Origin of the sequence: Nocardioides sp. NPDC047086, assembly GCF_040643685.1 — a bacterium.
Lineage (GTDB): Bacteria > Actinomycetota > Actinomycetes > Propionibacteriales > Nocardioidaceae > Nocardioides.
In genome coordinates, this window is sequence record NZ_JBEYUV010000015.1 from 1 (window position 1) to 13258 (window position 13258).

The window sequence follows — 13258 nt, forward strand, 5'->3', positions numbered from 1 at the left end:
ACCGTTGCGGAGCCGCTCGTGCGGCTCCGCAACGTCACCAAGACCTATCCGGCGGCCAGGGGCCGCAACGAGGTCCGCGCGGTCGACGACGTCTCCCTGGACGTCGCCGCCGGTGACGTCCAGGCGATCGTCGGCTACTCCGGTGCCGGCAAGTCCACCCTGGTCCGGCTGCTCAACGGCCTCGAGCCCGCCACCTCGGGCTCCATCCAGATCGGCGGCACCGAGCTCGTCGGCCTGCACGAGCGTCAGCTGCGGCCGATCCGGCTGGGCATCGGGATGATCTTCCAGCAGTTCAACCTCTTCGAGTCGCGTACGGTCTGGGGCAACCTGGCCTATCCGCTGCAGATCGCCGGCGTCGCCAAGGCCGAGCAGCAGCGCCGCATCTCCGAGCTGCTCCACTTCGTCGGGCTCCCCGACAAGGCCCACACCTACCCGCGCAACCTCTCGGGCGGACAGAAGCAGCGCGTCGGCATCGCCCGCGCGCTCACCACCAACCCCTCCCTCCTGCTCGCCGACGAGGCCACCAGCGCGCTCGACCCGGAGACCACCCATGAGGTGCTGCGGCTGCTGAAGCGGGTCAACGAGGAGTTCGGCACCACCATCGTCGCGATCACCCACGAGATGGAGGTCGTCCGCGAGCTCGCCGACCACCTCGCGGTCATGGAGAACGGCCGCGTGGTCGAGTCCGGCGCCGTCTACGACGTCTTCTCGGCTCCGCAGCAGTCCGTGACCCGGCGCTTCGTCGGCACCGTCGTCGACGACGAGCCCTCCACCGAGGCACTGGCGGCGCTGCGGTCACGTCATCCCGGCCGATTCGTCAAGGTCGAGCTGCGCGACGGCGGTCCCCGTCAGACCGACATCTTCGCGGTCCTCCTCGAGCGTGGGATCGCCTTCGAGCTCGTCTTCGGCGGCATCGAGGAGATCCAGGGCGCCACCTTCGGCAACCTGACCCTCTCCCTCGACGGCCCGACGGCAGCTGTGGACGAGGCCGTACGCGAGCTGGCTGCCCTCGTCACCACCAAGGAGGTGGCATGAGGACCGACACCCGGCTTCCCGAGCTGTGGGGCGACATCTGGTTCGCCACCGGCGAGACCCTGCTGATGGTCGCGTGGACGGTGCTCATCGGCGGCCTGCTGGGCCTGCTGCTGGGCCTCGGCCTCTACCTGACCCGCAAGGGCGGGCTCTTCCCGAACCGCGTCGTCTCTGCGGTGCTGAACCTGCTGGTGAACTTCTTCCGGCCGATCCCGTTCATCATCTTCATCGCAGCCGTCCAGCCGGCCGCGCGACTGGTGGTCGGCACGGGCATCGGTACGCCGGCGGTGATCTTCTCGCTGATCCTGGCCTCGATGTTCGGCATCGCCCGGATCACGGAGCAGAACCTCATCACCGTGCCTCCCGGCGTCATCGAGGCGGCCCGCTCCATGGGCGCCTCGCGGATCCGGATCGCGGCCACCGTGCTCGTCCCCGAGGCGCTCGCCCCGGTGATCCTCGGCTTCACCTTCGCGTTCGTGGCGATCGTGGACATGTCGGCCGTGGCCGGTCTGGTCGCCGGCGGCGGCCTGGGAGCCTTCGCGCAGACCTTCGGCTACCGGCAGTACGACCCGGCCGTCACTTGGGCCTGCGTCATCATTCTGGTCGCGATCGTGCAGGTGGTGCAGTTCGCCGGCAACGCGCTGGCCGCACGCATCCTGAGCCGCTGATCTGAGCCGATGATCTGGGGCGCTGGCACCTCAGGCGCGGGCCAGGATCTCGCCGTGGAGGACGGAGAACCAACCGTCCTCCGCCTCAGCCCACGACCGCCACCCGTCCGCGACCCGGGCGAGGTCGGCGGTCGTGGCGTCTCCGGAGTCGACCAGCTGGCGAGCGACCGCCGAGTCGGTGAACCGGTCTGCCCACAGCCCGCCCCACCAGGCCCGGTCCTCGGGGGCAGAGAAGCACCAGGTGCTCGAGGTGGCTTGGATGTCGTCGAACCCGGCCGCGCGCGCCCAGGAGACCAGACGACGGCCCGCGTCGGGCTCGCCGCCGTTGGCCCGCGCGGCGCGCCGGTAGAGGCGCAGCCACTCGGTGAGCTCGGCCGACTCCGGCCACCAGACGAAAGCCGCGTAGTCGCTGTCGCGCACGGCCACGATGCCGCCGGGCTTCGCCACCCGCCGCATCTCCCGTAGCGCCTGCACCGGGTCCAGCACGTGCTGAAGCACCTGATGGGCGTGAACGATGTCGTACGCAGCATCCTCGATGCTGAGCGCATGCACGTCCTCGACCCGGAAGTCGACGTTCGTGACTCCCCCGGTCGCGGCGGCCTGCCGGGAGAGCTCGAGCTCCGGCTCCCCGATCTCCGTGGCGGTCACGTGAGCCACCCGGCCGGCCAGATCGAGCGTGATCGTCCCCGGGCCCGCACCCACGTCGAGCAGCCGCTGCTCAGGGCTCAGCCGAGGCAGCAGGTACGCAGCGGAGTTCTCCGCCGTACGCCACCTGTGCGAACGCAGGACCGACTCGTGGTGGCCATGGGTGTAGGTCGACATGCATCGACTCTACGCGTGGAATCCCGAAAAGTGAGACGCATATCTCGTTATACGGACATTCGAGGAAGTGCCCGGTCGACGCAGCCGAGGCGCCGACGGGCCCAGAGCACCCCGCCCAGCAGCCCGCCGAGAAACAGGGTGTTGAGCGCGATCACGACGCCGGTCTCGAACGGCGCCGCGCCACCACCCGGCCGCGCGTCCTCAGGCGCCACCTCGTGCCGGTCGAACACGATCTGGCTCTGGCCGGAGGTACGCGGCTCTTCGGCCACCGCCGACGAGCTCAGCGCCGCGGAGGTGAAGACGACGGCAACCATCCCGGCGAGCAGAATCCGCAAGGTGCGACTCATCATGGTTCGAGCGTGCGCGCCGGTCCCGTCAGGAACCCGACGCACACCGTCCCTACCGGCAACAAGCCGGTGAACAATCAGAGCAGGTCCGCGCGCGACTCTCCGGTCAGGCTCGGGCGAAATCGTTGCTGGTGTCGAAGAACCACACCGTCGAGTCGGTGCACACGATCCGGTCGAGCTTGCCGACCGCGACCTGCGACCGCGGGGTCTTGCCCGAGGCCAGCACCACGTCGTACGCATCGCTGGTCCGCAGCACCGACCACGGCTCGGACTCGGTGCCCTCTCCGGTGCTGATGATGCTGTCGAGGGCCGACTGAGCCAGGATCGACTCGCGTTGGGCCTGCTCGAGGTTGCCGAGGCCGCGCTGAGCATCGGCAAGGGCGGCGTGGGCCGACGGGCTGAAGATCGCGCCGGGCATCAGCCCATGGACGGCGGCGATCGCGCCGGCATAGTCGCCGACCGACATCATCGGAGCGACCATCTCGGTGATCTCGAGATCGGGTCGGAAGTTCGGAGCTTCCAGGATCGCCTCACGCAGGGCCCTCAGCGACTCCGGGCCCGGGTCGCGAAGGTAGAGGTCAAGCAGCTCAGCGTACGTAGCCAACAGGGGTCCCCCTTGAATAACGGTCGCCCTGCACGGTAGCCAATAGCGTGGCCACGCGGGGCGGTTGACAACGATTATGCGCCCTTTTGTGACTCGGAAGTTGCGCGGCCCCACCCTCGAGAACTTCTGCTACCGCCAGCCGAGGTCCGGGGCGACGTGGGTCAGGATGCTCTCCAGGGCATGTGCGTTGTAGTCGACGCCGAGCTGGTTCGGCACCGTGAGCAGCAGCGTGTCCGCGGCCTGGATCGCCTCGTCCTCGGCGAGCTCCTCGACCAGGACGTCGGGCTCGGCGGCGTACGAACGTCCGAAGATCGCGCGGGTCTGGTCGTCGATGTTGCCGATCTGGTCCTTGGTCTGCCGGTCGAGGCCGAAGTAGCGCCGGTCCTCGTCGTTGACGAGGGCGAAGATGGAGCGCGAGACCGAGACGCGCGGCTCGCGCTCGTGGCCGGCCTCCTTCCAGGCCTCGCGGTACGCCTCGATCTGCTCGCGCTGCTGGATGTGGAACGGCTTGCCGTTCTCGTCGGTCTTCAGCGTCGAGCTCTGCAGGTTCATACCGAGCCCTGCGGCCCAGCGTGCGGTCGCCAGCGAGCTCGAACCCCACCAGATCCGCTCGCGCAGGGTCTCGGAGTAGGGCTCGATCCGGAGCTTGCCCGGCGGGTTCGGGAACATCGGCCGCGGGTTGGGCTCGGCGAACTGCGCGCCCTCGATGATCTTGAGGTACGTCTCGGTGTGAGCACGGGCCATGTCGGCCTCGGAGGCGCTCTCCCCGGGGTCGTAGCCGAAGTAGCGCCACCCCTCGATGACCTGCTCGGGTGAGCCGCGGCTGATCCCGAGCTGCAGGCGCTCGCCGGAGATCAGGTCGGCCGCCGCCGAGTCCTCCGCCATGTAGAGCGGGTTCTCGTAGCGCATGTCGATGACACCGGTGCCGATCTCGATCTTCGAGGTGCGGGCGCCGACCGCGGACAGCAGCGGGAAGGGCGAGGCGTACTGGCGGGCGAAGTGGTGGACCCGGAAGTACGCACCGTCGACCCCCAGCTCCTCGGCGGCGACCGCAAGCTCGATCCCCTGGATCAGCGCGTCCCGTGCCGACTGCGTCTGCGAGTAGGGCGACGGTGTCCAGTGGCCGAAAGACAAGAATCCGATGTTCTTCACGACTAGTAGAACTATCAACAGTGTCCCAGGATTCCCGGAGAGGGTCCCGGGAACAGCCCGACCCGGGTCAGCCAGGGCCGCCGGGACCTTCGCCTCTGGGCGTTCTGCACTCCGGAACCGGTCCCGAACTGACACCACTTTGTCGGTGGTGACCTGCGGATCTGCGTTCTGTTTTCATTCTGTCAACACCCGAGAGCGCGTTCGCGCGCGCTGTAAAGCGGACGCCCACACGGCATCAACAGGAGCCCCTTATGGGTTTATCTATCGGTCGACCGAATAATCATATCGGTCGACTGACCAGGGAAAACATTGTCTCGGCGTGTTGTCCAAGCTCTTCCGAAGTCGCGGATTATCGTGTTACATATCAGGCAGCTTCACCGATAAAGACCGATCACCATTCTCTGGGGGATGAATTAATTATGTGGGACACCGTTGAGGTGCAGAGCTTCACGCTTTCTCACGACATGCCGTGCCGCGACTGCGGGCACGCACGTCATCGCTTCTTGCCGTGTGACACCGACTGCGACTGCCGCGCCCACGAGGTCGCGGAGCTACTGGAGGTCGCCGGCGCTCGCTGAACGACCTGGCGTCAGCTGTCTCGGGCGTCCAGAAACGGTGGCCATCGCATCGCGGTGGCCACCGTTCTTCTGTTCGAAAGCCGGCACCGGCAAGAAGATCTGAGTGGCGGAAGCGGATCGTCCGCAACCAGGCGGAGGATCGAGTCATGGACATCGTTCTCGTACCCGGCCTCTGGCTGGACGCCTCCTCATGGGACCTCGTCGTCCCCCATCTGACCGACGCCGGCCACACTCCGAGGCCGCTCACCCTGCCCGGCCTGGAGTCGGCCGAGACGGACCGGTCCGGCGTGCACGTCGCCGATCAGGTCGCCGCCGTCGTGGCCGCCATCGACGAGTCGGCCGCGCCGGTGATCCTCGTCGGACACTCGATGGGCTGTGCGGTGGCCGGGGCCGCCCTCGACGCCCGCGTCGACAAGGTCGCCGCCGTCGTCTACGTCGGCGGCTGGCCGGCGGAGCCGGGCATGATCCCGGCCAAGAACTTCCCCACCGACGGCGCCGACCTGCCGCCGGTGCCGTGGGAGGAGTTCGACGAGGCCGACGTCCGCGACCTGGACCGCGCCACCTTCGAGGCGCTGCTGCGGCCCTCCCCCGCCAACCTGACCTCCGAGCCGTTCGAGCTCGGCGACGAACGTCGCTACTCGGTCCCGGCGGTCTTTGTCTGCCCCGAATACACCGCAGCCGACCTCGAGGAGTGGGTCGCCGACGGGACCGAGTCGGTCGCCGCGATCCCGAAGCACAAGGACACGACCTTCGTGGACCTGCCCACGGGACACTGGCCGCAGCTGACCAAGCCTGTCGAGCTCGCGGCCATCATCGGGCAGAGCACCGGGCGGGCCGGCGCGTAGGTGAGCGTCGGGTAGCGTCGAGAGCGTGCGCACTCGGCTCGCTACTCTGACCACCGCCACAGCCCTGGCGCTCGTCACCGGCTGTGGCGGTGAGCCGTCCTCGGATCCGGCCGGCAGCCCGTCTGTGTCCTCGCCCGCCCCGTCCACCCCGTCCGCGACGACGGTTCCGCTCGACGACCCGTCGCTGCCGCTGGCCGAGCGTCTCACCCAGGCGATGGCGACGGTCGCTGCCGGCAAGGCAGGAGCCGAGGACGTACGTGAGGCCGCGCTGTTCGAGCAGACCACCGCCCGCGATCTCGCCCGAGGCTCGAAGGCGAAGGCCGACGCCGTGCTGGGCGCGCTCGGCCGTGGCGACCGCGCCCAGCTCCAGGCGGACATCGCCGCGGCGCGCGAGCTCCTGGTGATGACCGACCCTCAGCCCGAGCTCCCGGACTGGAAGATCCTGACACCCCCGACGCCGGAGGAGCTGCGCCCGCTCTATCGCAAGGCGCAACAGGAGACCGGGACGCCGTGGGAGTACCTCGCCGCCGTCCATCTGGTCGAGACCCGGATGGGCCGCATCCGTGGCACGAGCACCGCGGGCGCCCAGGGCCCGATGCAGTTCCTCCCCTCGACCTTCGCCCAGTACGGCGCGGGCGGCGACATCAACGACCCCGGCGACGCGATCATGGCGGCTGGTCGCATGCTCGCCAACAACGGCGCGCCCGGCGACATGGCCGGCGCGCTGTGGTCCTACAACCACTCCGACCGCTACGTGGCGGCCGTCAGCGCCTACGCCGAGCAGATGAAGCGTTCCCCCGCTGCGTACGACCTCTACTGGCACTGGCAGGTGCTCTACCGCCACCAGGACGGCACCATGCTCCTCCCCGAGGGCTATCCCCAGGAGAAGGCCGTACGCATCGCCGACTGACCCGGCTCAGTAGGGGCGCTCGACGGCGTACTGGACGAGGCGGACATCTTCGCCCCGGTAGGTGTCGGTGCCGTGGCGACCGGTCTCGATGAAGCCGGTCGCATCGAAGAGCTTCTTGGCGCGAGTGTTGGTCTCGTGCATCTCGGCCCAGATCCGGGTCAGGTCGAGGACGGCGAAACCGTAGGTGAGCGCGGTCTTGATGGCCCGCTGGCCCAGGCCGTGGCCCCACCGCGAGCTGGGGCCGATGGCGATGCCGAGCTCGCGGGTGTCGGGGGCCAGGCCGTGGAGGTCCGCGTAGCCGACGACCTCCTCGTCGATCTCCACCGCGAGCCTGATGAGCTCGGGCGGCGGGGCATCGATCAGCCGGCGCCAGTGGCGGAGGTGACCGTCGCGGTCGCGCTCCGGCCAGCCGTTGGCCACCCGGAACTCCTCATCGTGTGCCCAGTCGGCGAAGATGTGTTCGTCACCTGGTGACAGCGGGCGCAGGCGCATGGTGTCGGTGCGGGGCATCGGTCGAGTGTCTCAGATGAGCCTCCCGGCCGATCCCCCGCCCGGGATCTGCGTGGATCAGTAGGTGAGCTGGACCTTGGTCGCGAGCCGCTCGTCCATGAGGCGGTATCCCTCGGCGGCCTCGGCGAACGGCAGCGCCTTGTCGAAGACCAGACCGGGGTTGATCGTGCCCTCCAGGGTGAGGCGCAGGAGGTCGGGGAGATAGCGACGTACGGGCGCCATCCCGCCCTTGAGGCCGACGTTGGTGCGGAAGAGCGCGTTGACGGGGAGGTTGACGTCGTGCGGGACGCCGACGAACCCGACGGTCGCACCCGGACGGGCCACCTTGGAGGCAGTCTTGAAGGACTGGTCGGTGCCCACGCACTCCAGGACGTAGTCGGCCCCGACGCCGCCGGTGAGCTCGCGTACGGCCGCCTCGCCCTCCTTGCCGCGGGCGACGACGATGTCGGTGGCGCCGAACTTCTTGGCGATCTCCTGGCGGGCCTCGTGGCGTGACATCGCCACGACCCGCTCGGCGCCGAGCCGGGCAGCCGCCAGCACGCCGCACAGACCGACCGCGCCGTCGCCGACGACGACCGCGGTGCCGCCCTTGGCCCCGGAGCCGAGGCCGGACATGACCGCGGCGTGCCAACCGGTGGCCATCACGTCGGTGAGCGCGAGCAGATCGGGGTACATCGACGGGTCGGGCGTCTCCTCGAGCTTGACCAGCGAGCCGTCGGCCTGGTTCACCAGGGCGTACTCGCTCTGTCCGCTGACCGTGAAGCCGAGGTTCACGCAGACCGACTGGACCCCGGCCAGGCAGTGCGGACAGGTGTTGTCGCAGTGGTCGAAGGGGACGATCACGAAGTCGCCGGGCTTGAAGTCGCGTACATCGGCACCGACCTCCTCGATCACGCCGATGCACTCGTGGCCGATGGTGCGGGGCTCCTCGATGTCGCCGTTGGAGCCGCGGTAGTTCCACAGATCGGAGCCGCAGATACAGGAACCCACCACCTTGACGATTGCGTCGGTGGGCTTCGTCAGAGCAGGATCGGGTACCTGGGTGAAGCGGATGTCGCCCACCCCATGGATCGTCGTCGCGCGCATGGTGGCATCCTGTCACCCGGCGTACGAGATGTTGCACATGGTGGCCCCGACAGGGTCAGGCAACAGACATGAAACGAAACGCCGACACTTCGCGGGGAATCCAGGCTTATCTCATATATGAGTTACGGTGGTGCACCATGACCGACGGATACAAAGGTCGTATCGGGAATCTGATTCGCGATGCGCGCAAGCACAAGGGCCTCACCCAGGCACAGCTCGCCGACCTTCTCAACACCAGCCAGAGCGCGATCAACCGCATCGAGCAGGGGCAACAGAACCTCTCGCTCGAGATGATCGCCCGGGTGGGTGCCGCTCTGGACTCCTCCCTCGTCGACATCGGGGCCGGACCGACGCACCTGCGCGTCACCGGCCCGACGAAGCTCTCGGGTGAGATCACGGTCAAGACCTCGAAGAACGCCGGGGTCGCCCTCCTGGTCGGCTCGCTCCTCAACCGGGGCCGTACGACGCTGCGCAAGGTGGCGCGCATCGAAGAGGTCAACCGGATCATCGAGGTACTCAACTCGATCGGCGTGCAGACCCGCTGGCTCAACGACGACAACGACCTCGAGATCGTGCCGCCCAAGGAGCTGCGCCTGGACGCCGTGGACGAGGCCGCCGCGCGCCGTACGCGCTCGGTGATCATGTTCCTCGGCCCGCTGCTGCACCGCCTCGACACCTTCGAGCTGCCGTACGCCGGCGGCTGCAACCTCGGCACCCGCACCGTCGAGCCGCACCTGTCGGCCCTGCGCCCCTTCGGCCTCGAGGTCAAGGCCACCGACGGCGCCTACCACGCGAGCGTCAACCGGGAGATCCAGCCGGGCCGCCCGATCGTGCTGACCGAGCGTGGTGACACCGTCACCGAGAACGCCCTGATGGCCGCCGCGCTACACCCGGGCACCACGGTGATCCGCAACGCGTCGTCCAACTACATGGTCCAGGACCTCTGCTTCTACCTGCAGAAGCTGGGCGTCGAGGTCGAGGGCATCGGCACCACCACGCTGCGTGTCACCGGCCGTGAGGTCATCGACGTCGACGTCGACTACGCGCCGAGCGAGGACCCGATCGAGGCGATGTCGCTGCTGACCGCCGCGATCGTGACCGACTCCGAGATCACCATCAAGCGCGTCCCGATCGAGTTCATGGAGATCGAGCTGGCGACGCTGGAGGAGATGGGCTTCAACTACACCCTCTCCGATGAGTACCTCGCCCTCAACGGCAAGACCCGCCTGGTCGACATCACCACCAAGCACTCGGTCCTGCACGCGCCCCTGGACAAGATCCACCCGCTCCCGTTCCCGGGCCTCAACATCGACAACCTGCCGTTCTTCGCCGCGATCGCCGCGGTGGCGCAGGGTCAGACGCTGCTGCACGACTGGGTCTACGAGAACCGCGCGATCTACCTGACCGAGCTCAACAAGCTCGGCGGCAACGTCACGCTCATGGACCCGCACCGGGTGATGATCGAGGGGCCGACCCACTTCTCCGGCACCGAGATCGTCTGCCCGCCGGCGCTGCGTCCCGCCGTCGTCGTGCTGCTCGCGATGCTCGCCTCCAAGGGCACCTCGGTGCTCCGCTCGACCTACGTCATCGCCCGCGGCTACGAGGACCTCGCCGAGCGGCTCAACCAGCTCGGCGCGAACATCACCGCGTTCCGGGACATCTGAGCAAAGATCCAGCCGAGTCGGCTCATCTTGACCGATTCCCTCGCCGAGTCGGCGCGTCATGACGCGCCGACTCGACCTGATTTTCGGTCAAGACGAGCCGACTCAGCATCTGAGTCTGCGGGCTCATGTGATCCGGTGCGCACGGGTGGTTAGATGCTGCCCGTGAAGGAGCAGCAACGACGCGTACGCGCCTATGCGCACCGTGGTGGAGCGCTCCATCCCGACCTGGTCGGGATGGAGAACACCATGGAGGCGTTCCGGCATGCGGTGGCGCTTGGCTACACCCATCTCGAGACCGACGTCCACGTCACCCGCGACGGTGTGCTCCTCGCCTTCCACGACGCGGCACTCGACCGGGTGACCGACGTCAGTGGCCTGATCGCGGAGATGACGTACGCCGAGGTGCAGGCGGCCCGCATCGGTGACCGGCACGGGGTGCCGACCTTGGCCCAGCTCTTCGAGGCGTTCCCCGGGGTCACCTTCAACATCGACCTCAAGTCCGACGGCGCGGTCGGTGCGCTGGCAGAGCTCCTCGCGGCGACGGACCACGAGGACGAGGTCATCGTCGGCTCGTTCTCGGCCCGCCGGATCAAGGAGTTCCGGCGACTGACCGAGGGGCGCGTACGGACCTCGGCGAATCCTCGCGAGGTGCTGGCCTACGTGCTCGCCCCCACCACGGGCATCGCCAGGAGGCTCGCCGGCGGACGGTTCGAGGCCTTCCAGATCCCGCACCGTCAGCGGCTCATCGGCCGACTGTCGGTCCGGGTGGCATCGCGTGGGCTGGTGCGCCGGGCCCACAAGGCCGGCAAGGAGGTCCACGTCTGGACCATCGACGACCCGGCCGAGATGAAGCGGCTGCTCGAGCGCGACGTCGACGGACTGATGACCGACCGCACCGACGTACTGAAAGCGTTCCTGGAAGAGCGTGGCCTGTGGGAGGCTGTGCCGTCTTCGGTCGAGCCCGTCGACGAGGCCGAATCCGACGCTGGGTTCGATGCTGAGCTCGATAAAGATCAACAAGGCGAGGAGCCCGAGAAGTGACCACATCAGCCGGGATCGGCGACTTCACGCCGGTCGAGCGGGCGCGGGAGCAGAAGGGCTGGTTCTTCACCGACTGGGCCGTCTCTGCGTTTCAGACGACGGTGGCCGGCGTGCTGTTCGCGCCCTACCTGATCGAGATCGCGAAGGCCGCGGCCGTCGACAACCGCATCGACGTGCTCGGGCTCTCGATCGCACCCGGCGCGCTGCCGTCGTACGTCATCACCTTCTCCACCCTCCTCTCGGCACTGGTCTACCCGCTGGTGGGCGCGATCGCCGACCGCACCTCGCGCAAGCCGGACCTGATGGCCGGGTTCGCCTGGGCCGGTGCGCTCTGCGCGGCGCTGTTGTTCTTCATGACCGGGGACAACTGGTGGTTCGGCTCGATCATGTTCATCATCGCCAACCTGTGCGCGGGGGCGGCGGTGGTGGTCAGTGACTCGATCCTGCCGCTGATCTCGACCGAGGACGAGCGCGACCGGGTCTCCTCGATCGGCTGGGCCTACGGGTACGCCGGTGGCGGGCTGCTGCTCGCGGTCAACTTCCTCATGGTGACCTTCGCCGACCCGCTCGGGCTGGGCACCGCGCTGGCGGTGCGGCTCTCGATGCTCTCGGCCGCGCTGTGGTGGGCGGGGTTCATCATCATCCCGTGGCGCCGGATCCGCCGGCGCGAGCCCGCCGACGTCGAGGACGTCTCCGGCGGCGTCGTGGCGCGCTCCTTCGGCCAGCTGTTCGTCACGCTCAAGGAGCTGCCGCAGTATCCGGTCGCGCTGACCTTCCTGCTGGCCTACCTCTTCTTCAACGACGGCATCCAGACCGTGATCAGCTCGGCATCGACCTATGGGGTCGAGGAGCTCGGGTTCGAGACCGGAACGATGCTCGGTATCTACCTGCTGGTGCAGTTCGTCGCCGTCGGTGGGGCCGTCTTCTTCGGCCGGCTGGCGAAGAGCTTCGGCGCCAAGCGGGTGATCCTCGGTGGCCTGGGTGGCTGGATGGTCATCGTCGTCGCGGCCTACTTCGTGCCGGAGCGGACCTTGGTGCCGCTCCTGGTCGTCGCGGTCGGAATCGGTCTGGTCATGGGCGGCACCCAGGCGCTGGCGCGCTCCTACTTCTCGCTGTTCATCCCGGCGGGCAAGGAGGCGGAGTACTTCAGCCTCTACCACGCCATGGACCGCGGCACCTCGTGGCTCGGCACCCTGGTCTTCGGACTCGTCTACCAGCTCACCGACTCCTACCGTCCGGCGATCCTGGCGCTGATCGCGTTCTTCGTCCTCGGTGGCGGGCTGCTGGCGCTGGTGAACACCGCGAAGGGCATCGAGCAGGCGGGCAACCGAGCGCCCCAGCGCGTCTGAGAACGGGCTCGGCGGCTGGCGGTTTCAAGACATCGACCGCTCAGGACTTTCTCAGAGAGATCCGCAGGTCAGGCGGGCTCTGTGTCGAACAACACGGCGAGAATCTCGACAATTCACGGAATCATCACCTCCTCTGTACCGTTGGTGATGTGAAGAGGTCCGACCGGCCTGCGTTATGAGTCCGCAGGCCACTCGCTCTTCAGCTCATTCAACGGGGGACGATCGACTCAGGAGGTGCTTCATGGCCGAGCGCACGTTGCGCGGCGCCCGACTGGGCGGACAAAGTTTTGAGGACGAACGCGGCATCGAGTTCGCGGGCCGTCAGCAGGTGGCCTACCGCTGCCCGCAGGGCCACGACTTCGAGATCACGATGTCGGACGAGGCCGAGGTTCCGGCCATCTGGGAGTGCCCGCGCTGCGGGATGGAGGCTCTCAACCTCTCCGGTGCCAAGCCGGAGGAGAAGGCCGAGAAGCCGGCACGTACGCACTGGGACATGCTCCTGGAGCGGCGCTCGGAGAAGGAGCTCGAGGACATCCTCAAGGAGCGCCTCGACCTGCTTCGTGGTGGCGAGATCGGCCCGGCCCACCTGCACCGCAAGGGACCGGGCAAGAAGAAGGCCAACGCCTGACTTCTGACACAGCCAGATACGC

14 protein-coding genes are annotated in these 13258 nt (G+C 68.1%); 8 read left to right on the forward strand and 6 right to left on the reverse strand.

Translation table 11 applies throughout. The features are described from left to right. A partial coding sequence (locus ABZ796_RS12850) for a methionine ABC transporter ATP-binding protein (protein WP_357337304.1) occupies positions 1–1035 on the forward strand: 1035 nt, incomplete at its 5' end. Continuing rightward, on the forward strand, positions 1032–1700 hold the full coding sequence (locus tag ABZ796_RS12855) for an ABC transporter permease subunit (protein ID WP_357337306.1): 669 nt from the start codon (positions 1032–1034) through the stop codon (positions 1698–1700). The genes ABZ796_RS12850 and ABZ796_RS12855, both read left to right, overlap by 4 nt. Before the next feature lie 30 nt (positions 1701–1730). Here the strand turns inward: ABZ796_RS12855 and ABZ796_RS12860 are convergent, their stop codons facing one another. From ABZ796_RS12860 to ABZ796_RS12875, 4 genes are all read right to left on the reverse strand, one after another. Then, the gene (locus tag ABZ796_RS12860) at positions 1731–2522 is read right to left on the reverse strand and encodes a class I SAM-dependent methyltransferase (protein WP_357337307.1); all 792 of its coding nucleotides are present in this window, start codon (positions 2520–2522) and stop codon (positions 1731–1733) included. Positions 2523–2569: 47 nt separating this feature from the next. After that, positions 2570–2869, reverse strand: coding sequence for a hypothetical protein (locus tag ABZ796_RS12865; protein WP_357337308.1), 300 nt, complete (start codon positions 2867–2869; stop codon positions 2570–2572). A 106-nt stretch (positions 2870–2975) separates the two neighbouring features. After that, positions 2976–3473 (reverse strand): DUF4919 domain-containing protein, encoded by a 498-nt coding sequence (locus ABZ796_RS12870; RefSeq protein WP_357337309.1) that lies wholly within the window; start codon positions 3471–3473, stop codon positions 2976–2978. Between the two features lie 129 nt (positions 3474–3602). Beyond that, positions 3603–4607: an LLM class flavin-dependent oxidoreductase gene (locus ABZ796_RS12875; protein ID WP_357337311.1), complete on the reverse strand. Its 1005-nt coding sequence runs from the start codon at positions 4605–4607 to the stop codon at positions 3603–3605. 742 nt (positions 4608–5349) lie between these two features. Here ABZ796_RS12875 and ABZ796_RS12880 point away from each other — a divergent pair. Both ABZ796_RS12880 and ABZ796_RS12885 read left to right on the forward strand, forming a co-directional pair. Then, positions 5350–6048: an alpha/beta hydrolase gene (locus ABZ796_RS12880; protein ID WP_357337312.1), complete on the forward strand. Its 699-nt coding sequence runs from the start codon at positions 5350–5352 to the stop codon at positions 6046–6048. Between the two features lie 25 nt (positions 6049–6073). Further along, positions 6074–6958, forward strand: a complete 885-nt coding sequence (locus ABZ796_RS12885) for a lytic transglycosylase domain-containing protein (protein WP_357337313.1) — start codon at positions 6074–6076, stop codon at positions 6956–6958. Between the two features lie 6 nt (positions 6959–6964). Here ABZ796_RS12885 and ABZ796_RS12890 read toward each other — a convergent pair whose 3' ends face one another. Together ABZ796_RS12890 and ABZ796_RS12895 are read right to left on the reverse strand one after the other, a co-directional pair. Further along, positions 6965–7468, reverse strand: coding sequence for a GNAT family protein (locus ABZ796_RS12890; RefSeq protein ID WP_357337314.1), 504 nt, complete (start codon positions 7466–7468; stop codon positions 6965–6967). Positions 7469–7525: 57 nt separating this feature from the next. Then, positions 7526–8554, reverse strand: coding sequence for a zinc-dependent alcohol dehydrogenase family protein (locus ABZ796_RS12895; RefSeq protein WP_357337315.1), 1029 nt, complete (start codon positions 8552–8554; stop codon positions 7526–7528). Between the two features lie 137 nt (positions 8555–8691). On the opposite strand from ABZ796_RS12895, the gene ABZ796_RS12900 reads away from it, so the two are divergent. The 4 genes from ABZ796_RS12900 to ABZ796_RS12915 all read left to right on the forward strand — a co-directional run bounded on the left by ABZ796_RS12900 (position 8692) and on the right by ABZ796_RS12915 (position 13236). After that, positions 8692–10218 carry a UDP-N-acetylglucosamine 1-carboxyvinyltransferase gene (locus ABZ796_RS12900; RefSeq protein WP_357337316.1) on the forward strand — a complete coding sequence of 509 codons (1527 nt, stop codon included), beginning with the start codon at positions 8692–8694 and terminating at the stop codon, positions 10216–10218. Between the two features lie 162 nt (positions 10219–10380). Further along, positions 10381–11259 (forward strand): glycerophosphodiester phosphodiesterase, encoded by an 879-nt coding sequence (locus ABZ796_RS12905; RefSeq protein ID WP_357337317.1) that lies wholly within the window; start codon positions 10381–10383, stop codon positions 11257–11259. Then, a complete protein-coding gene (locus tag ABZ796_RS12910; RefSeq protein ID WP_357337318.1) occupies positions 11256–12608 on the forward strand; it encodes an MFS transporter in 1353 nt (450 codons plus the stop codon). Before ABZ796_RS12905 ends, ABZ796_RS12910 begins: the two co-directional genes overlap by 4 nt. Before the next feature lie 241 nt (positions 12609–12849). Next, positions 12850–13236, forward strand: coding sequence for an RNA polymerase-binding protein RbpA (locus tag ABZ796_RS12915; protein ID WP_008359714.1), 387 nt, complete (start codon positions 12850–12852; stop codon positions 13234–13236). Positions 13237–13258 lie beyond the last annotated feature (22 nt).